The following is an 18,818-nucleotide window of genomic DNA, read 5'->3' on the forward strand; positions in this document are numbered from 1 at the left end:
GCACGACAGGCGCCAGTCTCCTGTCGTGCGTATCGAACAGCTGGAATACATTGCCGCCGTCACGCGGTTCGGTTCGCTGCGGCGCGCGGCCGAAGAACTCCACCTGTCCCAGCCCGCGCTCAGCGAGACCGTGCGCAATCTGGAGCGGGAGCTCGGCGTGGACCTGCTGGAGCGCAAGCGGTCCGGGGCGAAGATCAGCGACGAGGGCCGAGAGCTGCTGCCGCACATCATGACGGTCCTTGACGCGGTCGACCGGCTGCGCGGCGCGGCCGACGACCAGCACCGCATCAGCCGCATGGTCCGGGTCGGCACAGTCAACACGGCCACTGTCCCGCTCGTCATTCCCACCGTCCGCGAGTTCCGCGCCTCCCACCCCGACACCCAGGTCGAGTTGATGGGCGCGCAGCAGACCGAGATCCACCGCGGGCTGCTGGAGGGCGGCTTCGACCTGGGGCTGGTGAACTACCTCCGCGGCGACGACATGCCATCCGGCCTCGAGACCACCGAGCTCCTGCGCGGCCGCCCCGTGGTGTGTTTGCGCCCCGACAGTCCGCTTGCGGCCCTGGACGCCGTGGACACCGACAGCCTGCTCGCCGAGCCGCTGGTCGTCATGCGGTCCGGCTACGTCATGCACCGTTTCCTGCACCGGCTGCTCCGCGGCCGGACACCGGTCTTCTCGTACTCCACCGACGGCGCGGAGATGGGCAAGCTGATGGTCGCCGAGGGACTGGGCGCCACGGTGCTGCCGGACTTCAGCGTCATCGGCGACCCCCTGGAACAGCGGGGCACGATCACCGTGCGGCCGCTCGCGGGGGACGCAACCGAGGTGCTGCTGGTCCTGCAGCGCCGGATCTCCGGTTCCGTCCCCCGGGCAGTGCGCGATCTGCACGAGCTGTTCGTACGCAACGCCCGTACACACCAAGCCGCTACCTGAGGGGCCCTGTGCCTCAGCTGTTCGCCAGCTCCCCCAGCAGCTTCCAGGTGCGGCGCCGGTCAGCGTCACCTCCCAGGTCGGTCGCGATGAACACCACCTCCGTCGCCCCGGCCTCGCGGTAACGCCGCACCTCGGCGGCGACGGTCTCCTCGTCGCCGATCACGGCCAGATCGGCGGCCCGGGTGGCGCCGGAGAGCCCGATGACACGCTGGTAGGAGGGGAACTGCTCATAGAACGCCAGCGACTCGGTCGCGGTCTGCCGCACGGCGTCGGTGTCGGCGGTGACCACGCCGGGGACGAACGCCACGATGCGCGGCGCCGGACGGCCCACCGCCTCCGCGGCGGCGGTGACGGCCGGGACGATGTGCTCGGCCAGGGCGCGCGGTCCGGCGAGCAGGGGCAGGATCCCGTCCGCGAGTTCGCCCGAGACGCGCAGCGCTTGCGGCCCCATGGCCGCGACCAGGATCGGCACCGGCGGCTCGGCGCCCGGCACCGACGCCGGCAGCGGCGGGGTGGCGGTCAGCAGCTCACCGTGGAAGTCGGCGGTGCCCGTCTCCACCAGCTGGCGCAGGGCGGTGAGGAACTCCCGCAGCAGCCGGATGGGACGCTCGTAGGGGATGCCGAAGCCGGCCTCGGTCAAGTACTTGGTGCCGAGCGCGAGTCCGAGGTGGTAGCGCCCGTCCGTGGCGGCCTGGGCCGTCTGGGCCTGGCTGGACACCAGCAGCGGATGGCGGCCGAAGAGGGGAATGGCGGAGGTCCCGACATGCAGCCCGGGTACCTCGCGCCCCACGATCGCGGCAAGCGAGGGAGAGTCGTACGCGAAGGTCTGCCCGAACCACGCGGAGCGCAGGCCGGCCTCGTGGGCCTCGCGCGCGAGCTGCACCGTCGGGTCGATCCGGTCCTGGAGAGCGAGCGATACTCCAATAGTCATACTCGGGGCAACCGGCAGGAGCGCGACGGGCATTCCTGTCCGCGTATGACAACCTCATGGCGGGCTTGTAACGGCCGGGACCGCGCCCCGGCCGACCCCAGGACACCGCGGGGGATGTCAGACACCGGCGGACTCCTGGGCGAGCGGGGACGCCGGAAGCACGGGCCCCCACGCGAACGGCGGGTCCGGTATCGCGCGGCGCAGCACCGGGGCGACCTGGGACTGGAACAGCTCGAGTGAGGCGCGGTGGCGAGCGTCCGTCAACCCGCCCGCGTCGGCGAGGAGATGGAGCACGGTGTGGCCGAACTGCTCGTGGTAGCGGTGCACCTTGTCGATGACCTGCTGCGGGCTGCCGATCAGAGCGGAGCTGCGCTCCACGAAGTCCTCCAAGGTCTCGAACACGACAGGCAGTCCCGACTGCTTGAGAAAGGCCAGGTTGGCTTCGAAGACCGGCCGGTAGGCGGCCAGCGCCTCCTGGGTGGTCGGCGCCACGCAGATGCCCGCCGTGCCGGCGCCGATCGCGAGGCCGGCCGGGTCGTGGCCGTAGTGCTCCCAGCGCTCCCGGTAGTGGCGGATGAGATCGGCGTAGGGCTCCATGGGGTGGGTGACGTTGGCGGAGAACAGCGGATCGCCGTAGCGGGCGGCCAGGTCCACCGACTCCTTGCTGGTGGCGCTGCCGTGCCAGACCCGCACGGGCTGCTGGAAGGGCCGGGGCCACACTTCGGCGTCCGTCAGCGGCGGGCGGAAGCGGGTCTGCGCGGTGACCTTGTCCTGGCGCCAGAGCTGCCGGAAGACCTCGTAGCTCTCGGCGTTGCGGTCCCACTGGTCCTCGGGCGTGACGTGGAACAGCTCGCGCTGGGCGGTGCCGTTGCCCTTGCCGATGATCAGGTCCAGTCGGCCCTCGGACAGGTGGTCGAGCGTGGCGTAGTCCTCGTAGGCGCGCACCGGGTCGAGCAGACTCAGGGTCGTCACCGCGGTGAAGAGCCGGATGCGGTGCGTCAGCGCGGCCACATGGCTCAGCACCACGGTCGGCGAGGAGGAGATGAACGGCCGCTCGTGCCGCTCCCCCACCCCGAAGCCGTCGAAGCCCAGCTCCTCGGCCAGCACGGCGTTGTCGAGGACCTCGCGGAAACGCTCATGGGTTGACTTCTGTACGCCGGTGACCGGGTCCGGGCGATGCACGATCAGGGTGATGGCGATGAACTTCACGAGTGGGGTGCCTTCCTGGAAGTCCGTGACGAGCACACCGGCCCGCCCACATGCTCTGGAGCGGCTACTTGTTGGTCTTGGGCAGGCCGGGCGGGTTGGTCTTCGACGTGGTCACGGCCTCGTCGGACAGACCCCAGCGCTTGAGCACCTTCGCGTACGTCCCGTTGTCGATGATGTGGTTGAGGGCGCCGGCGAGCGGCTTGACCAGGCCGCTGTCCTTCTTGGTGGTGGCCGCGATGAGGCCCTGGAGGGTGGCGCCGGCGCCGGAGTAGGTGCCGACGACCTCGGTCTTGTCGGTGGTGGCCGCGTGGTAGGCGGCGGTCGGGTTGGGGCCGAGGTAGAGGTCGATGCGGCCGGACTGGAGGGCGAGGTAGGTGTCGCTCTCGTTCTGGTAGTACTTGATGTCGACCGGCTTGCGGCCGGCCTTCTCGTTCTCCTTGCTCCACTCGACCAGCAGCTTCTCCTGGTTGGTGCCGCTGCTGACGGCGACCGTCCTGCCCGCCACGTCCTTGGGGCCGGTGACCTTCAGGCCGCTGCCCTTCTTCGCTGCGAAGCCCAGGTCGTCCTCGCGGTAGGTGGCGAAGTCGTACTTCTCCTTGCGCTCCTCGGTGACGGTGATGTTGCTCAAGCCGACGTCGTACTTGGCGCTGTCGAGGCCGACGAAGACGTTCTCCCAGGAGACCGTGCTGATGTGCGGCTTGAGGCCGAGGACGTCCGCGACCAGGCGTGCGATGTCGGTCTCCACGCCGATGATGGTCTTGTTGTCCGTGGCGTAGAAGTTCAGTGGCGCCGCGGATGTGGAGGAATGGACGATCTCCAGCGTGCCTCTGTCGCGCGTCCTCTTCGGGACGTCGGCGGCTATGGAGCCGACCTTGCCGGTGGTGATGCGCTTCTGGTCGGCGCTGATGTTGATTCTCGTCTTGGCGCCGGACGTGTCCGCGACCTCGGTGGTGCCGCCGTCGGAGGGGTTGCCGCAGGCGGCCAGGACGAGGGCGGAGGCGAGTGCGAGCGCGGCTGCGGTGGCGCGGCGGCGGGCGAGGGTGGTGAACACGGTCGTTCTCCTTGCGTGTGCGGCGGGTGAGGGGCAGTCAGAGAACGTCTGGTCAGAGGACTTTGGAGAGGAAGGCCCGGGTGCGTTCCTGTTGCGGGCCGTCCAGGACGGCCGCGGGAGGCCCCTGCTCCACGACGACGCCGGCGTCCATGAACACCACGGAGTCGGCGACCTCGCGGGCAAAGCCGATCTCATGAGTCACGACGATCATGGTGGTGCCGGTCTGGGCCAGGTCCTTGATGACGTCGAGGACTTCACCGACCAGTTCCGGGTCAAGCGCCGAGGTGGGCTCGTCGAAAAGCAGCACCTTCGGTTCGAGGGCGAGCGCACGGGCGATGGCGACGCGCTGCTGCTGGCCGCCGGACAGCTGGCGTGGGTAGGCGTCGGTCTTGTCGGCGAGGCCGACCCGGTCCAGGAGCCGGCGGGCGGCCTCCTCCGCCTCCCTGCGCGGGCGGCGCAGCGCGGAGACGGGGGCCTCGATCAGGTTCTCCAGCACGGTCAGGTGGGGGAAGAGGTTGAAGTTCTGGAAGACGAACCCGATGTGGGTGCGCTGCTTCAGAACGTCCTTCTCCTTCAGCTCGTGCAGCTTGTTGCCCGAGCGGCGGTAGCCGATGAGCTCGCCGTCGATGTTGATCCAGCCGCGGCTCACCTTCTCCAGGTGATTGATGGTGCGCAGCAGCGTGGACTTCCCGGAGCCGGACGGGCCGAGGATCACGGTGACCTCGCCGGCGCGCACCTGGAGGTCGACACCGCGCAGCACCTCCAGCGGGCCGAAACTCTTGTGGACGCCGTGGACGTCCACCATCACCTGACTCATCCGCGCTCTCCCAGGGATCCAGGGGTTTTCAGGGGTACGACGGGCTGGTTGCGCTGGGCCGCCGCCGCGCGCAGGGTGCGCACGAAGCGCCGGGCGCGCTGAAACGGGGTGGCGGGCGGGGTGCGGTTGGCGCCCCGGGCATAGCGGCGCTCCACGTAGTACTGAGCGACCGACAGCAGGGAGGTGAGGACGACGTACCAGGCGGTGGCGACCAGCAGCAGCGGGATCACGCGGCCGTTGCGGCCGTAGATCACCTGCACCTGGTAGAAGAGCTCGCCGATGGACATCACGTAGACCACCGACGTGCCCTTCAGCAGGCCGATGATCTCGTTGCCGGCCGTGGGCAGGATGGCGCGCATGGCCTGCGGCAGCACGATGCGGCGGATCTGCCGCAGCCGCGGGATGCCCAGCGCCGCTGCCGCCTCCAACTGCCCGTGGTCGACCGAGATGACGCCGCCGCGGACGATCTCGGCGGCGTACGCGGCCTGATGCAGCGTCAGTCCGATGATCGCGGCGCCGATGGTGCCGATCAGGCTGTTGCTGTCGACCGACCAGAACACCGGGCCGAAGGGGATGCCGATCCCCAACTCCGCGTACAGCGCGCTCAGATTGAACCAGAACACGAGCTGGACGATCATCGGGATCGATCGGAAGATCCAGATGTAGGTCCAGGCGACGGTCTGGAGCACCGGGCTGCGCGACAGCCGCATGAAGGCCAGAACGGTGCCGAGGAGGAAGCCGAGGACGGTCGCGTAGGCGGTGAGCTGGAGTGTCACCCACACCGCCTGGACGATCGTCTCGGACAGGATGTAGTCGCCGAAGACGCTCCACTCCCAGACCGGGTTGGTGGTCAGACCGTGCGCGAACTGGGCGACCAGCACGATCACGGCGAGCGCCGCCACCCATCGGGCGTAGTGGCGTGCGGGGACGATCGTGAGGAGGGCCGGGTCGTCGGGGGCGGGTGGGGCTTGGGGGCCGGTGCCCGGGGTGGCCGCGCCGGGCGGCGCGGTGTCGGTGGTGGAGGCCATCGTGATGTCCTGCTCAGCTCTTGAGGGGCTCGGGCGGGTTGATCCGCGATGTCTCGATCGCGGAGGGGGAGGTGCCCCATTTCTTGAGGATCCGGGCGTAGGTGCCGTCCTTGATCAGCTCGTTGACGGCGGCCTGGAACGCCTTGGTGAGCGGGGAGCCCTTCTTGAAGGCGAAGCCGACGTCGAGGCGGTGGAACTCGCCGAGGAAGGCGGTCTGGGAGGCGGACTGTGCCGCCTGGTAGCGCAGACCGTTGATGGTCGACATGATCACGTCGATCCGGCCCTGCTGAAGCGCGGTGAGCGTCGCCGCGTTCTCCGAGTAGACCTTCACGTCGTAGGGCTTCTTGCCCGCCTTGGCGCACGCGCTCTTCTGCGCGGTGAGCGTTGCCTCGAAGGTGGTGCCGGCGCCGGTACCGATGGTCAGCCCGCACAGCTGCGTGAGGTCGGTGACCTTGTCGCCGAGCGCTGTGTTGCCCTTCTTCACGGCGAAGCCCTGGCCGTCGTTGATGTAGGTGACGAAGTCGATGGTCTTGAGGCGTTCGGTGGTGACGCCGAAGTTGCCTGTGCCCACGTCGTACTTACCGCTGCCGAGGGCGGGCAGGATCGTCTCGAAGGAGGCGTCCTGACGCTCCAGCCTGACACCGAGGACCTTGGCCACCGCATGGGCGAGGTCGATGTCCTGGCCCTCGGGGGCCTTGTCCGCGCCGTTGGGGTAGTACGCCCCGGGCGGGAAGCCGATCGAACTGCCGATGCGGAGCGTGCCTGCCTTGCGTACATCGGCGGGCAGCAGGGCGGCGACGGAGTCGACCTTGCGCAGGGCGGCGATCGGGTCGTCGGTCGGCGCGGGAGAGCCCTGAGCGCCCACCGCCGCCGTGCCGTCGGGGTCACCGGAGCCGCAGGCGGTCAGCGCCAGCAGGGGAAGCAGGGCAAGGACTGCGGCACTGCGCAGACGGGTGTGGAGGGTGCGGAGGTTCACTGGTCGGGGGCCTTTCCCGTGCGTGCCCGGACGGCGAGGTGCTTCTCGAACGGCAGCGGCCCGATGGATTCCGGGTCGGCCTCGGTGTCGAAGAGCGGGGTGTACCCGGTGGCCAGGTAGAGGCCGCGGGCCTCGGGCTGGCGTGGCCCGGTGGTCAGATAAATGCGGCGGTAGCCGCGGGCGCTTGCCTCGCGCTCCAGCTCGGCGACCACGCGGCGGGCGAGGCCGCGGCGGCGGTGGGCGGAGTGCGTCCAGATCCGCTTCAGTTCGGCGCTGGTCGCGTCGTAACGGCGGAAGGCTCCGCCCGCGACGGGAACACCGCGCTCCATCAGCAGGAGGAGAAGGCCGCCGTAGGGCGGGGTGAACTCCTCGTTGGGGTAACGGGAGATCTCGACGTGCGCTTCCTTGCCGTAGCGCGTGGAGTACTCGTGGGCGAGTTCGCGCAGCAGGGGTTGCACGCGCGCGTCGGTGACCGGCACATGAATGACCGTCAGCTCGGCTGACGACGGTGGCTGGGCCAGGGAAGTCACTCGCCCACCGCCGCGAGGTTGTGCGTGCCGCGCGCCGCGCGCTCGGCGTCGCGCTTGGCGACCTCGTCGCGGACGATGGGGATCACGTACCGGCCGAAGTCGATGGCGTCGTCCAGCAAGTCGTAGCCGCGGGCAGAGAGGATGTCGACGCCGAGGTCGTAGTAGTCGAGCAGGGCCTGGGCGACCGTCTCCGGGGTGCCGACCAGGGCGTTGGAGTTGCCCGCGCCGCCGGTCGCGGCGGCGGTCGGGGTCCACAGGGCGCGGTCGTAGCGCTCGCCTGCCTCGGCGATGGCGAGCAGCCGCTGCGAGCCGGTGTTCTGCGGTTGTGCGTGGCCGTTGTGGCGCTTGGTGATCGCCTCGCCGCGCTCCTTGCGGGACTTGATCGCGCCGACCGTGCGGTGTGCCTTCTCCCAGGCCAGTTCCTCGGTCGGGGCGATGATGGGGCGAAAGGCGACCTGGATGCGGGGGACGTCGGTGCGGCCCGAGGCCTGGGCGGCGGCCTTGACCGTCTCGATCTGCTCGGCCGTCTTCGCCAGCGGCTCGCCCCACAGGCAGTAGATGTCGGCTTCGGCGCCTCCGGCGGCGTACGCGGCAGGCGACGAACCGCCGAACGAGACGCCGGGGCGGGGCTGTTGGACGGGGAAGACGTCGCTCACGAAGTCGTGGAAGCGGTAGTGCTCGCCCTCGTGGTCGAAGGATGCGTGGGTGGTCCAGATCTTCTTGACGATCCGGATGTACTCGCGGGTGCGGGCGTAGCGCTCGTCCTTGGTGAGGGTGTCTCCCTCGCGGCCCTGTTCGTGGTCGTTTCCGCCGGTGATGAAGTGCACGGTCAGCCGGCCCTCGCTGATCTGGTCGAGGGTGGCGAAGGTCTTGGCGGCGAAGGTGGGGTAGGAGACGTTGGGCCGGTGGGCGAGCAGGATCTGCAGGCGGTCAAGCCGGCTCGCGATGTACGCGGCGGCCGGTGCGGGGTCCGATGATCCCGAGCCGTAGGCGAACAGCACGCGGTCCCAGCCGTGGTCCTCGTGTGCTCGGGCGAGCCGGAGCGTGTACTCCTTGTCGAAAGCGGCGCCGGAGCGGGGCGTGGTTTCGGAGCCGTCGTTGGTGGCGGCGATGCCGAGGAATTCCACGGGCATGGGCATGGCCTTTCTGAAGACGCCAAGGCACGCGGGCATGACTGAACTGCCGGGCGTACAAACGTGGGTGATGAACCGTCAGAAGACGGGTTCGGTAGGGGTGTGACGACGCCGGGCGTCGAAGGAGGCGGTGCTTCGGCAGCGTGCGCGAAGACAGAACTCGGCCCGCGACGGGGTCACCGAGGGAGGGAAGGGCCGGTCAGGCTGCCCGCTGCCGAGTCAGGCGCAACACGCGGCGGACCACACGCGACCGAAGTCGATGTGGTGGCGTGAGACCAAGCGCTGCTGGGCAGTCATGCGGTTAATTGAGCAGTACATCGTGCTGTTCGTCAAGCAGCGCCCGGATGCCGGGCATCGCCTCGGCCTGCCTCTCCCACGCGTTGTTGACACATCCGCACTGCGGGCACATACGATCGGTGACGGATCGGCTCCGCCCTGCGCGGCAGCCTCTCCGGCCGCGTTGAGGGACGCGGCGAATGTGACGACGCCGAACCCCGGCCGCACCGTATCCGCGTAGCGCCTGTGCCGTTGCGCTGCCCTACGTGTGCCGCCGGGTGGTCACCCACGCCCGCGAATCCCTCCCCCGGAGAGCCTCCCGATGGTCACGTCTTCCCACGTCACGCCTTCCCACGTCACACCACCCCCTGCCACGAAGTCCCCACCGCGGGCGGACGCCTCCGGCCCCGAGCTGCCGCGGATCGTGCCGCGTCGGCACATCGGCCGCTGGGCGACCGCTGCCGCCGCGCTGCTCGTCTTCGCGATGGTGCTCAATTCCGTCGTCCGCAACGACGCCTTCCAATGGGGCGTGGTGGGCCGGTACTTCACCACGGCCGCCGTGCTCGACGGGCTGCTCCTTACGCTGTGGCTGACCGGCGCGGTGATGGTGCTCGGTTTCGTGTTCGGCACCGTCCTTGCGGTGATGCGGCTCTCCGCCAACCCGGTTCTGCGCACGCTGAGTTGGGGCTACGTGTGGATCTTCCGCTCCACACCGCTGCTGGTGCAGCTGCTGTTCTGGTTCAACATCGGCGCTCTCTACCCGACACTCGGCCTCGGCATCCCCTTCGGCCCGGAGTTCTTCACGGTCAAGACGGTCAACCTGCTCGGCCCCACCCTCACCGCCGTCATCGGCCTGACCCTGCACGAGACCGCCTACGCCGCCGAGGTGGTGCGCGGCGGCATCCTCTCCGTCGACAGCGGCCAGAACGAGGCCGCCCAGGCGCTCGGCCTGAGCAAACGCCGCACCCTGCGCCGCGTCGTCATCCCCCAAGCGATGCGCTCCATCGTCCCGACCGCCGGGAACATGCTCATCGGCACCCTCAAGGGCACCAGCATCGTCAGCGTGCTGGCCGTGCACGACCTGCTGTACTCGGTGCAGCTGATCTACAACCAGACCTACCGTGTCATTCCCCTTCTGATGGTCGCCACCCTCTGGTACATCGCGGTCACCAGTGTGCTCAGCACCGGCCAGTACTACGTCGAGCGGCACTACGCGCGCGGCGACTCCCGCGCGCTGCCGCCCACTCCACTGCAGCGGCTGCGCGGTCGCCTCTCCGCCGTACGCATCCGGCTGAGCTCGGCGACGGCCGCCGACGCCCGCCCCGCGATCGGCGGTGACCGGTGAGCAGCATCCCCTCCACGGCCCCACTCCCGCTCACCGTCAGGGTGTTCCCGCGCGCAAGCCGATGAGCAGGGCCGTGAGGACGCGGCGCAATCGGGGTTCCACCTCGACGAGGGCATGGCCGAGCCGGGGGTCGCTCGTGTAGAGCTGTCGCAGGAGCGGGCCGGGGGTGGCCATCTGCCACAGGGCCCCGGCCATGCTGGTCGCGGTGGCCAGCGTGTCCACGGCCTGTGCTTCGGTCAGGTCCAGGAGCCGGTGCAGCTCGCCGCCGATCCGTGCGACCTCCTCCAGCGTGACGAGCTTGAAGGCGCGCACGGCCTCGGTCGACACGTTGCGCTCCAGGTTCAGGGGCGCCTGCGCCAGCAGGTCGCAGAACATGGGGCGCGCGGACAGGGTGGCGGCGAAGGCGTCGGCGACCACCGCCGGTGCGGCCTGTTCGTGCTGGGCCAGGTCCGCGCACAGGGCGGCGGACCACTCCCGCCAGCCCTCCGCGGTGAGGTCGAGGAAGATCTGCTCGCGCGTCTCGAAGTAGCGCAGCAGCGCCGACTTGTGCATGCCGACTTCCGCGGCGATGTCGGTGAGCGTGACCTCGCGGATACCGCGCCGGCCCGCGAGGTCACGTGCCGCGTCGAGGATCGCGGTCTCGCGCGCCTGCTTGGCCTGAGCGCTGCGGGCCCGCTGGAAGGCGGCCTGATCAGTCATGCCGCCATCATAGAAAGGTCGTAACGCTACGGCGTTGCGTTATTAGCGCAACAGTGTTTCACTAACTGCATGAAGGACAACGCGAGCACCGACATGAGCCCGGCCGCGCGACGCGGCGCCACGCAGCAGCAGGTCTGGTTCATCACCGGGTCATCCCGCGGCCTTGGCCGCGCTTTGACCACCGCCGCCCTGGAAGCGGGCGATCTCGTCGTGGCCACCGCGCGCCGCCCCGAGGTCCTCACCGAGGCCTTCGCCGCCCACGGCGACCGCATCCTCCCCCTCGCCCTGGACGTCACCGATCCCCAGGCGGCACGCGACACACTCGAGGCGGCCGTGGCCCACTTCGGGCGAATCGACGTCCTCGTGAACAACGCCGGATACGCGAACGTGTCGCCCATCGAGACAGCGGACGACGGCGACTTCCGCGCCCAGTTCGAGACGAACTTCTGGGGCGTCTACAACGTCACCAAGGCCGCCCTGCCCACCCTGCGCCGACAGGGATTCGGCACCGTCGTGCAGTTCTCCTCGATCGGCGGCCGCGTCGGCGGTTCGCCCGGCATCGCCTCGTACCAGGCGGCCAAGTTCGCGGTCGACGGCTTCAGCCGCGTCCTGGCGACCGAGACGGCGCCGTTCGGTGTGCGGGTGATGGTCGTCGAACCCAGCGGCTTCGCCACCGACTGGGCGGGCTCGTCGATGACGGTGCACGACATCCCCGACGCCTACGACGCAACCGTCGGCGAGATGAACCGGCGCGTACGCCAGGACACGGCCGGCGCGGCCGGGGACCCGCAGCGCGCCGCCGAGATCATCGTCCGTACGGTCCACCGCACCGAGGTCCCCAGTCACCTCCCGCTGGGAGTCAACGCGGCAACCATGGCCCTTGACCACTCCCGACGCCAGACGACCGAGGCCACCGCGTGGGAGAAGGTCACCCGCTCGGCCGACTTCGGCGAGCCCTACCCGGTGGAGCTGCCGTGAAGTCCCGCTCCCGGCGGTTCGCGGCTACTCCGCGTAGGGCTGGTCGGTGCCCCGGGCGCTGTAGCCCAGACTCCAGATGTAGCCGTCCGGGTCGGCGAACGTCCCGCCGTACCCGCCCCATGGCAGGGCGCCGGCCGGCTTGAGGACCGTGGCACCGGCCTTGTGTGCCTCCTCCATGATCGCGTCGACGCGCGCCTCGCTGCGCACGACGTAGGTCATGACCAGCCCGCTGAAACCGCTGCCTTCAGCGACCGTGCCCACCTGCTCGGCCAGCCCCTCGCGTGCGTAGAAGCCGACGGGCGAGGCTCCGTCCGACGCGAAGAACACCGAGACGCCGTAATCATTTTCGATCTTCCAACCGAGCCCCTCCGTGTAGAACTGCTTGGCCCGGTCCATGTCCTGGACGCCGAGAAGGATCGAGCTGACGTGCGCTTTCATGCCATGTCTCCCTGGGTGTCGGTCACATAGGTGCAGGACATCCGCATCGGGACCGGCGCGGATGTCACATCTGCGGAGTCTCGCCGGTCAGTACGTATGACAGGACCGGACGAAGGAATGTGACAGATGGCCGAACAGGACTGGCTCAGCACACAGTTCGCCGAGCACAAGAGCCGCCTGCACGCGGTGGCCCACCGGATGCTCGGCTCCCCCAGCGACGCCGAGGACGCGGTGCAGGAGGCCTGGCTACGGGTCAGTCGCGCCGACACCGGACAGGTGGAGAACCCGGCCGGCTGGCTGACGACCATCGTCGCCCGGGTGTGCCTGAACATGCTCGAGGCGGCCAGGGTCCGGCGTGAGGACGCAACCGGGACGCTGCCGCCCGAGCCGGCCGCACCACACACCGACGCACAACCGAACGGCCAGGCCAGTCCCGAGGACCAGACACTGCTGGCCGACTCGGTCGGCACAGCGCTGATGGTCGTGCTGGACACGCTGACGCCGGCCGAGCGGCTCGCGTTCGTCCTGCACGACGTCTTCGCCGTGTCGTTCGCCGAGATCGGCGCCATCCTCGACCGTTCACCGGCGGCGGCCCGGCAACTTGCCAGCCGGGCCCGTCAGCGGGTGCGCGGAGCCGGTGACGCGTCCGATGCCGCACGATCCCGCAAGCGGGAAATCGTCGAGGCCTTTCTGGCCGCGGCCCGCAGCGGAGACTTTGCCGCCCTGCTGGACGTGCTCGATCCGGACGCCGTGGCCATAGAGATGCGCGGCGCCCACGAGGTGGCGGCCTTCTTCGCCGGACGCGCGCAGGCGGCCCGGCTCGCCCTGGTCGACGGCACCCCCGCGGCCGTGTGGTCCCACCGCGGACAGCCGAAGGCCCTCTTCACGTTCACCGTCCACGACGAGAAGATCACCCGCATCGCCGTCGACACCGACCCCGACCGGCTCCACGACCTCGACGTCGTCTTCCTCTCCGCAAGCAACTCCACGAGAGACTCCGCAGGGGGCAAGGGAGCGGCGATGACCGACACAGATCTCGAGCTCTCCTCCTGCACTCTGGCCGTCCACGACATCGACGAGGCGCTCCACTTCTACCGCGACGTGCTGGGCTACGAAGTGAGCACTGAGGTCGCCCCTGCGGGCGTGGGACGAGTCAGCATCCACTCCCCTGCACAGCCCCTCGTGCGGATCATCCTCGAAACACCCGCCAAGGACCCGGACCTCTCGCCGGCCGACCGCACGTCGTACGCGGATCTGATGGCCAAGGGCCTCCTGAACCGTCTGGTCTTTGTGACCACCGACTGCGACGCGACCTTCGAACGTGTCGCAGCCGCGGGCATCGAAGTGATGCAAGAGCCGATCGACCGGCCCGACGGGGCCCGCGACTGCGCCTTCCTCGACCCTTCCGGCACCATGCTGCGCTTCACCCAACCGAGCCGCACAGACGGGGTGAGGGGTCGCTGGTCGCGGCCCGGGAACCACCCAGAAGTCAGCGGATCGTGGCGGCCGGCGGGGTCCACCGGTGGGTGCGGGGGACCGTGTTCGAGACGCCGAAATCCTTCTTGAGCTGCTCGGGGATGGCGTAGTGCATGACGCGTCCACGGGTGAGGGAGGACAGTTCGAGGACGCTGGTCAGATGGCCGAGGCGGTCCAGAGCCCAGGCGCCGAGCGGGGAGCGGTCCTCGATCGTCTCGAGTACGCCCAGGAGGTGGGGCACGGTCTTGACGACGGTGTCCCACGGAGTGCGGGGAACCGCCAGCCAGTCGGCGCAGGTGTCTCCGACGAGGAAGCGGATGAGAGCGGAGACGATCGGGTCGAGCACGGTGCCGGGCACCACTTCCTCGTAGAGGTCGATGAGTTGCCGGGTCAGATGCGCCCCCTCTTCGGAGGGCCCCATGTGCCGGACCATGTACAGGTCGAGGAAGTGGCGGGCGTCGTCGAGGGTCTTAGGGACGGCGTCCTGGTCGACGCCGAGCATGGCTCCGACCACGCGCCAGGCGTAGTAGTACGCTTCCGCGCCCTCCGTCGACATGTGGATGCCCAAGCGGTGCAGGCTGTCCAGCACGAGCATCGAGAAGAACATCTGCCCGCCGATCATGTCCTCCTGACAGATCGGCGTCCCGAGCTCGCCGGTCTCCCACCGGTTCTCGCGCTTGAGGTGGTGGCGGATGGAGGCGTGCAGCAGGCGGACTTTCTGGGCCGCGGGAATGAAGCGGCTGCCGCTCTCGAACGCGTCGGGTTGCATCAGGTAGACGGTGAACTGCCCGGTCTCCGCCATCCGTTTGGACGGGTACTTCAGTCCGTGGGTGGTCGACAGGAGCTTCGCCACGTGCGGGACGACGTAGCAGGCGGGCATGGAGGCGAAGGACAGCGCGGTGGAGATGTGCACGTTGTTGTCGATGAAGAACAGTCGCGCCTTCTCCATCTCTCCCCAGTCCACCCAGGCCGGCGGGGTCCGGGTGGCTTCGAGGTACTCGCGAGCGACCTCCGGAAGCCCGTCCGGCAGAGGTGAGCCGGCGGTGGAGACGTAACGCATCAGGGTGTTGAACGTGCCGACCTGCCCGCGTTCGAAGAGTTCGGCGACGGTGGCGTCGGCGAGTTCGTCCCCCGCCTGGCGCAGGGAGTCCATCGATGCCTCGGTGTAGATCATGGCGGGGTCCTTGTCTGCTGCACTTGCTGCGTCGTCTGCTGCACTTACTGCGTCGAATGCGTCTTACGCGCCTGATGTGGATGCTGCGTCTCTATGTGTCTGCTGCGAGGCCACCGTCGGCGCCGGCGGGCGAGGACGGCGCGGGTTCACCCGCCCCCGTGCGAGGTCAGGACAGGCGGAGGGCCGCCGAACGCGCCAACCCGGTCAGGGCGGTTGCGGCATGCGTCGGCACATCCAGGGCGTGCAGGGCATCGAGCGCTTCCTCGACCCGCGCGCTGATCATGGCTTCGATGCGGGCGGGCGCCCCGAGCCTGTCCATCACCTCGCGCACCTCGTGCAGGCCCTCCGCGCCCAGGTCGCGCTTGCCGAGGAGGGCACGCAGCCGCTCCCGCTCGTCGTCGCCGGCCAGGCGCCAGGTCTCCGCCAGCAGGGCTGTCGGCCGCTGGCCACGCACGTCGTCGGCGTTGGCCTTGCCGGTCAGGTCCGGGTTCCCGAAGAGACCGAGCAGGTCGTCCCGGAGCTGGAACGCCTCGCCCAGCGGCAGCCCGTACGCTCCGTAGCCCTCGCGCAGGCGGGGTCCGGCGCCGGCCAGGGCCCCGCCGATGAGCAGGGGCTGCTCGACGGTGTACTTGGCGGTCTTGTAGCGGATCACTTTCAGCGACGCCGTGATGTCCGGTCCGGATCCGGTGCGCAGGATCTCCAGACACTCCCCCGCGATCAGCTCGCGGGCCATCACCGACCACACCGGGCGAGCCCGGGACAGATACGCGGCGGGCAGCCCGCTGGTGGTGAAGAGGTGTCCGGCCAGCGACATCAGCAGGTCTCCCACCAGCATCGCCAACGACCTCGCCGCGGCGACCGCGCGCGGGCGACGGCGCACGGCGCCGCGCAGGGCCACGTGCGCGGTGGGCCGGCCGTGCCGCAGCGGGCTGTCGTCGATGAGGTCGTCGTGCACGACGGCCGCGGCGTGCACGAGTTCCATGGAGGCTGCCGCTCGCACCAAGGCGTCGTTGTCCGGCTGTCCCACCGCGCGCCAGCCCCAGTAGCAGAAGGCCGCCCGGAGCCGTTTGCCGTCCGCGACCGCTGCCTCCAGCTGCCCTGCCACCGGGCCCAGGAGCGGGTCGACGGCCACAAGTTGGTCCGCCTCCTCGGCGACGAACCGGCGCAGTGTCTCGTCGACGCGAGCCTTGAACGCGTCCGGCTCCCACGCCTCAGACCCCATCGGCGGCCCGTCGCGCCAGCGCCTGCCGGGCCAGCACTTCGAGGTGAGCCGGAGGCACGGTCGCGTACCGGTCGAGCACCAGGCGCCCGCGCGCGAGAAGTTCGTGCTCGGCCTCCGTCGCCAGCTCGGCGGCGTCGGAGCGCCGCAACATCCCCCGCACCGTCCCCACCGCCGAACCCAGCGTGCTCACCGCCAGATCGGCCAGCCCGGCCACCAGTAAGACGGCCTGACCCTCCAGGCCTCCGCGCCGCTCCGCTGACTGCGTCATACCAAGCCCCCCACCCCAGTGGACATCCGGACGGCGCCGGTCACGCACCGCCTGTGGGAGCATCCCGCGATGCCCGGCCGAAGCACGGAGGAACTCACGATCGAGTGATCACATCGCTCGGCAGTACGGATCACGCGCGACGACACGGATCACGCGTCGGACAGAGCCTCGCTGGTTACCGCCGAGGTGGATCTTCCTCAGGATTTCTGGTTGATCAAGAAATAGATCTGCACAACAGTTCCGGAGCATGCCGACGTATCGTGCAGACGAAGACGGCGTACGACACAACACAGTCAGAGGGAGCGCCATGATCGGTGTCGAGGAGCTGGAGGCCGCAGCGGCCAGGATCACTGGCCACGTGGTGCGTACTCCCACCCTGCCCAGTCCTGGGCTGGCCGCGCTGCTCGGTGTGCCGGTCACGGTCAAGCTCGAACTGCTGCAGCGCAGCGGCTCGTTCAAGGCACGGGGCGCCGTCTCGAAGCTGCTCACGCTGACCGACGAGCAGCGCGCGGCCGGCGTGGTGGCGGTCTCCGGCGGCAATCACGGTGTCGCCGTGGCGGAGATGTCGGCCGCCCTGGGCGTGCGAGCCACGGTGGTCATGCCACAGGCCGCACCCGCCCGCTCCGTGGCGAGCGCCCGTGCCGCGGGCGCCGACGTCCGGTTGACCCCCACCATGGCCGAGGCGTTCGCTCTCATGGAACAACTGGAGACCGAGGGGCTCACGCTCCTGCATCCGTTCGCCGACCCCGTCGTGATCGCGGGACAAGGCACGGTGGGGCTCGAACTCGCGGCGGATGCCGGTGAGCTGACGGATGTGCTGGTCTCCATCGGCGGTGGCGGACTGATCGCCGGTGTGGCGGCGGCACTGCGGGCGCTGCGACCGGGTGTGCGGGTGTGGGGTGTGGAGACCACCGGCGCCGACGCGATGTCGCAGGCGCTGGCCCACGGCGGGCCGGTACAGGTGGACGTGGACTCACGCATCACCACCCTTGGTGCGCCCACCGTGTCACCGCTGACCTACACCATGGTGCGCGACCTGGTCGACGAGGTCCTGGTCGTGCCCGAGGCCGAGGCCTTTGCCGGTGTGCGGGAGCTGGCCGAACACGCCAAGGTATGGGCGGAGCCCGCGGCCGGTTGCCTCCTCCCGGCCGCCCGCCGCATCCTCGCCAAGACCGGCGACGAGACGCGGCTCGGCCTGGTCATCTGCGGCGGCAACGCGTCGGTGGACGACGTGGTCTCGTACCCGGGCTAGCTAGGGTCGCGGGCATGCCCCAGCAGAGCCGCTCCACCGGTCAGAGGTCCGTCGCACCCGGATAGTGGCGGCGAAGTCCGACGCGCTGCTTCTGACCTATCGCGTGTGGACGAAACGGTCGAGAGCCCTCAGTACATGAGCGCGTGAAGCGTCGCTGCCCAGATGGCCCGCGTCGTCGAAGACGATCAGTTCGGCGGCGGGCCATGCGCGGGCGAGCTCCCAGGCAGTGACGAGCGGACCGGCCACGTCCAGTCGGCCGTGGATCAGGACACCGGGGATGTCGGCCAAACGGTCGGCGTCGCGCAGCAGTTGGCCTTCTTCCAGCCATGCACCGTGGGAGAAGTAGTGCGCACAGATACGCACCAGGGCCAGCTGTGCGGAGGGCGGACGGTCACCGTATGGGTGGGAGGCACCGTTGGTCTCTCCGGACAGGACCGCGTCTTCCCAGGCGCACCAGTCGGCCGTGGCCTTCTCCCGCACCGAAGCCTCCGGGTGTTCCACCAGGCGCGCGTAGGCCGCGACGATGTCGCCGTCTCGCGGTGTGCCGGGGGCGCCCGCCAGGAAGCGTTCCCACTGCTCGGGGAAGAACCGGCCGGCACCGCGGTAGAGCCAGTCGATCTCGGAGCGCCGGGTGGTGGTGACCGCGGAGATGACGATCTCCGACACCCGTTCCGGGTGCGTCTCGGCGTAGGCCAGGATCAGCGTGGAGCCCCACGAGCCGCCATACAGCAACCAGCGGCCGATCCCCAGGTGCTCGCGCAGCTGCTCCATGTCGGCGATCAGGTGCTGGGTGGTGTTGTGCTCCATGTCGGTGAGCGGGTCGCTCGCGTGCGGGCGGCTGCGCCCACAACCGCGCTGGTCGAAGAGGACGACGCGATACCTCTCCGGATCGAAGTACCGGCGCGCACCGACGCCGCATCCTGACCCCGGGCCTCCATGGACGACGACTGCCGGCTTGCCGTCCGGATTGCCACAGACCTCCCAGTACACGAAGTGACCGTCGCCGACGTCGAGCATCCCCTCGTCGTATGGCTCGATCGGCGGGAACAGCTCGTCCATTTCCGGCCTCCGCACAGCACAC

The 18,818-nt window shown here is 69.7% G+C and carries 19 protein-coding genes; 5 read left to right on the forward strand and 14 right to left on the reverse strand.

Annotated features, from left to right (window positions below):
• Window positions 1–25: 25 nt before the first annotated feature.
• Entirely contained in the window at window positions 26–934 is a 909-nt protein-coding gene (locus AB0M70_RS32420) for a LysR family transcriptional regulator (RefSeq protein WP_365825623.1), read from the forward strand.
• A gap of 13 nt (window positions 935–947) precedes the next feature.
• Here the strand turns inward: AB0M70_RS32420 and AB0M70_RS32425 are convergent, their stop codons facing one another.
• The 8 genes from AB0M70_RS32425 to AB0M70_RS32460 all read right to left on the reverse strand — a co-directional run bounded on the left by AB0M70_RS32425 (window position 948) and on the right by AB0M70_RS32460 (window position 8,609).
• Window positions 948–1,865: an LLM class F420-dependent oxidoreductase gene (locus AB0M70_RS32425; protein ID WP_365825625.1), complete on the reverse strand. Its 918-nt coding sequence runs from the start codon at window positions 1,863–1,865 to the stop codon at window positions 948–950.
• 117 nt (window positions 1,866–1,982) lie between these two features.
• Complete coding sequence (locus AB0M70_RS32430; RefSeq protein WP_365825627.1) at window positions 1,983–3,074, reverse strand: LLM class flavin-dependent oxidoreductase; 1,092 nt, start codon at window positions 3,072–3,074, stop codon at window positions 1,983–1,985.
• Window positions 3,075–3,138: 64 nt separating this feature from the next.
• Window positions 3,139–4,125 carry an ABC transporter substrate-binding protein gene (locus AB0M70_RS32435; RefSeq protein WP_365825629.1) on the reverse strand — a complete coding sequence of 329 codons (987 nt, stop codon included), beginning with the start codon at window positions 4,123–4,125 and terminating at the stop codon, window positions 3,139–3,141.
• 52 nt (window positions 4,126–4,177) lie between these two features.
• A complete protein-coding gene (locus AB0M70_RS32440) occupies window positions 4,178–4,942 on the reverse strand; it encodes an amino acid ABC transporter ATP-binding protein (RefSeq protein ID WP_365825631.1) in 765 nt (254 codons plus the stop codon).
• A complete protein-coding gene (locus AB0M70_RS32445; RefSeq protein ID WP_365825633.1) occupies window positions 4,939–5,970 on the reverse strand; it encodes an amino acid ABC transporter permease in 1,032 nt (343 codons plus the stop codon). The genes AB0M70_RS32440 and AB0M70_RS32445 overlap by 4 nt, the downstream gene beginning before the upstream one ends.
• 13 nt (window positions 5,971–5,983) lie before the next feature.
• Entirely contained in the window at window positions 5,984–6,946 is a 963-nt protein-coding gene (locus tag AB0M70_RS32450; protein ID WP_365825635.1) for an ABC transporter substrate-binding protein, read from the reverse strand.
• A complete protein-coding gene (locus tag AB0M70_RS32455; protein WP_365825637.1) occupies window positions 6,943–7,476 on the reverse strand; it encodes a GNAT family N-acetyltransferase in 534 nt (177 codons plus the stop codon). Before AB0M70_RS32455 ends, AB0M70_RS32450 begins: the two co-directional genes overlap by 4 nt.
• On the reverse strand, window positions 7,473–8,609 hold the full coding sequence (locus AB0M70_RS32460; protein ID WP_365825639.1) for an LLM class flavin-dependent oxidoreductase: 1,137 nt from the start codon (window positions 8,607–8,609) through the stop codon (window positions 7,473–7,475). The genes AB0M70_RS32455 and AB0M70_RS32460 overlap by 4 nt, the downstream gene beginning before the upstream one ends.
• Window positions 8,610–9,207: 598 nt before the next feature.
• Between AB0M70_RS32460 and AB0M70_RS32465 the strand changes: the two genes are divergently transcribed.
• The gene (locus AB0M70_RS32465; protein ID WP_365825641.1) at window positions 9,208–10,230 is read left to right on the forward strand and encodes an amino acid ABC transporter permease; all 1,023 of its coding nucleotides are present in this window, start codon (window positions 9,208–9,210) and stop codon (window positions 10,228–10,230) included.
• Between the two features lie 36 nt (window positions 10,231–10,266).
• On the opposite strand, the gene AB0M70_RS32470 is transcribed toward AB0M70_RS32465, so the two are convergent.
• Window positions 10,267–10,929, reverse strand: a complete 663-nt coding sequence (locus AB0M70_RS32470; RefSeq protein ID WP_365825643.1) for a TetR family transcriptional regulator — start codon at window positions 10,927–10,929, stop codon at window positions 10,267–10,269.
• 69 nt (window positions 10,930–10,998) lie between these two features.
• On the opposite strand from AB0M70_RS32470, the gene AB0M70_RS32475 reads away from it, so the two are divergent.
• Window positions 10,999–11,907 carry an SDR family NAD(P)-dependent oxidoreductase gene (locus tag AB0M70_RS32475; protein ID WP_365825645.1) on the forward strand — a complete coding sequence of 303 codons (909 nt, stop codon included), beginning with the start codon at window positions 10,999–11,001 and terminating at the stop codon, window positions 11,905–11,907.
• A 24-nt stretch (window positions 11,908–11,931) separates the two neighbouring features.
• Here AB0M70_RS32475 and AB0M70_RS32480 read toward each other — a convergent pair whose 3' ends face one another.
• Window positions 11,932–12,345, reverse strand: coding sequence for a VOC family protein (locus tag AB0M70_RS32480; protein ID WP_365825648.1), 414 nt, complete (start codon window positions 12,343–12,345; stop codon window positions 11,932–11,934).
• 126 nt (window positions 12,346–12,471) lie between these two features.
• Between AB0M70_RS32480 and AB0M70_RS32485 the strand changes: the two genes are divergently transcribed.
• A complete protein-coding gene (locus tag AB0M70_RS32485) occupies window positions 12,472–13,911 on the forward strand; it encodes a sigma-70 family RNA polymerase sigma factor (RefSeq protein ID WP_365825650.1) in 1,440 nt (479 codons plus the stop codon).
• On the opposite strand, the gene AB0M70_RS32490 is transcribed toward AB0M70_RS32485, so the two are convergent.
• The 3 genes from AB0M70_RS32490 to AB0M70_RS32500 all read right to left on the reverse strand — a co-directional run bounded on the left by AB0M70_RS32490 (window position 13,835) and on the right by AB0M70_RS32500 (window position 16,485).
• Entirely contained in the window at window positions 13,835–14,995 is a 1,161-nt protein-coding gene (locus AB0M70_RS32490; protein ID WP_365825652.1) for an oxygenase MpaB family protein, read from the reverse strand. The two genes, AB0M70_RS32485 and AB0M70_RS32490, sit on opposite strands and share 77 nt — an antisense overlap.
• A 166-nt stretch (window positions 14,996–15,161) precedes the next feature.
• A complete protein-coding gene (locus AB0M70_RS32495) occupies window positions 15,162–16,217 on the reverse strand; it encodes a polyprenyl synthetase family protein (protein WP_365825654.1) in 1,056 nt (351 codons plus the stop codon).
• On the reverse strand, window positions 16,207–16,485 hold the full coding sequence (locus AB0M70_RS32500; protein ID WP_365825656.1) for a polyprenyl synthetase: 279 nt from the start codon (window positions 16,483–16,485) through the stop codon (window positions 16,207–16,209). The genes AB0M70_RS32495 and AB0M70_RS32500 overlap by 11 nt, the downstream gene beginning before the upstream one ends.
• Window positions 16,486–16,792: 307 nt before the next feature.
• On the opposite strand from AB0M70_RS32500, the gene AB0M70_RS32505 reads away from it, so the two are divergent.
• Complete coding sequence (locus AB0M70_RS32505; RefSeq protein WP_365825658.1) at window positions 16,793–17,737, forward strand: threonine/serine dehydratase; 945 nt, start codon at window positions 16,793–16,795, stop codon at window positions 17,735–17,737.
• Between the two features lie 96 nt (window positions 17,738–17,833).
• Here the strand turns inward: AB0M70_RS32505 and pip are convergent, their stop codons facing one another.
• Window positions 17,834–18,796, reverse strand: coding sequence for a prolyl aminopeptidase (pip, locus tag AB0M70_RS32510; protein ID WP_365825660.1), 963 nt, complete (start codon window positions 18,794–18,796; stop codon window positions 17,834–17,836).
• Window positions 18,797–18,818 lie beyond the last annotated feature (22 nt).

Origin of the sequence: Streptomyces sp. NPDC051214, from assembly GCF_040682375.1 — a bacterium.
Lineage (GTDB): Bacteria > Actinomycetota > Actinomycetes > Streptomycetales > Streptomycetaceae > Streptomyces.

What these genes read in the sequence shown, in the direction of transcription:
- AB0M70_RS32425 (WP_365825625.1), bottom strand. Translation starts at nt 1,865, where the DNA reads ATGACTATTGGAGTATCGCTCGCTCTCCAGGACCGGATCGACCCGACG.
- AB0M70_RS32440 (WP_365825631.1), bottom strand. Translation starts at nt 4,942, where the DNA reads ATGAGTCAGGTGATGGTGGACGTCCACGGCGTCCACAAGAGTTTCGGC.
- AB0M70_RS32445 (WP_365825633.1), bottom strand. Translation starts at nt 5,970, where the DNA reads ATGGCCTCCACCACCGACACCGCGCCGCCCGGCGCGGCCACCCCGGGC.
- AB0M70_RS32460 (WP_365825639.1), bottom strand. Translation starts at nt 8,609, where the DNA reads ATGCCCGTGGAATTCCTCGGCATCGCCGCCACCAACGACGGCTCCGAA.
- AB0M70_RS32465 (WP_365825641.1), top strand. Translation starts at nt 9,208, where the DNA reads ATGGTCACGTCTTCCCACGTCACGCCTTCCCACGTCACACCACCCCCT.
- AB0M70_RS32470 (WP_365825643.1), bottom strand. Translation starts at nt 10,929, where the DNA reads ATGACTGATCAGGCCGCCTTCCAGCGGGCCCGCAGCGCTCAGGCCAAG.
- AB0M70_RS32475 (WP_365825645.1), top strand. Translation starts at nt 10,999, where the DNA reads ATGAAGGACAACGCGAGCACCGACATGAGCCCGGCCGCGCGACGCGGC.
- AB0M70_RS32480 (WP_365825648.1), bottom strand. Translation starts at nt 12,345, where the DNA reads ATGAAAGCGCACGTCAGCTCGATCCTTCTCGGCGTCCAGGACATGGAC.
- AB0M70_RS32485 (WP_365825650.1), top strand. Translation starts at nt 12,472, where the DNA reads ATGGCCGAACAGGACTGGCTCAGCACACAGTTCGCCGAGCACAAGAGC.
- AB0M70_RS32490 (WP_365825652.1), bottom strand. Translation starts at nt 14,995, where the DNA reads ATGATCTACACCGAGGCATCGATGGACTCCCTGCGCCAGGCGGGGGAC.
- AB0M70_RS32495 (WP_365825654.1), bottom strand. Translation starts at nt 16,217, where the DNA reads ATGGGGTCTGAGGCGTGGGAGCCGGACGCGTTCAAGGCTCGCGTCGAC.
- AB0M70_RS32500 (WP_365825656.1), bottom strand. Translation starts at nt 16,485, where the DNA reads ATGACGCAGTCAGCGGAGCGGCGCGGAGGCCTGGAGGGTCAGGCCGTC.
- AB0M70_RS32505 (WP_365825658.1), top strand. Translation starts at nt 16,793, where the DNA reads ATGATCGGTGTCGAGGAGCTGGAGGCCGCAGCGGCCAGGATCACTGGC.
- pip (WP_365825660.1), bottom strand. Translation starts at nt 18,796, where the DNA reads ATGGACGAGCTGTTCCCGCCGATCGAGCCATACGACGAGGGGATGCTC.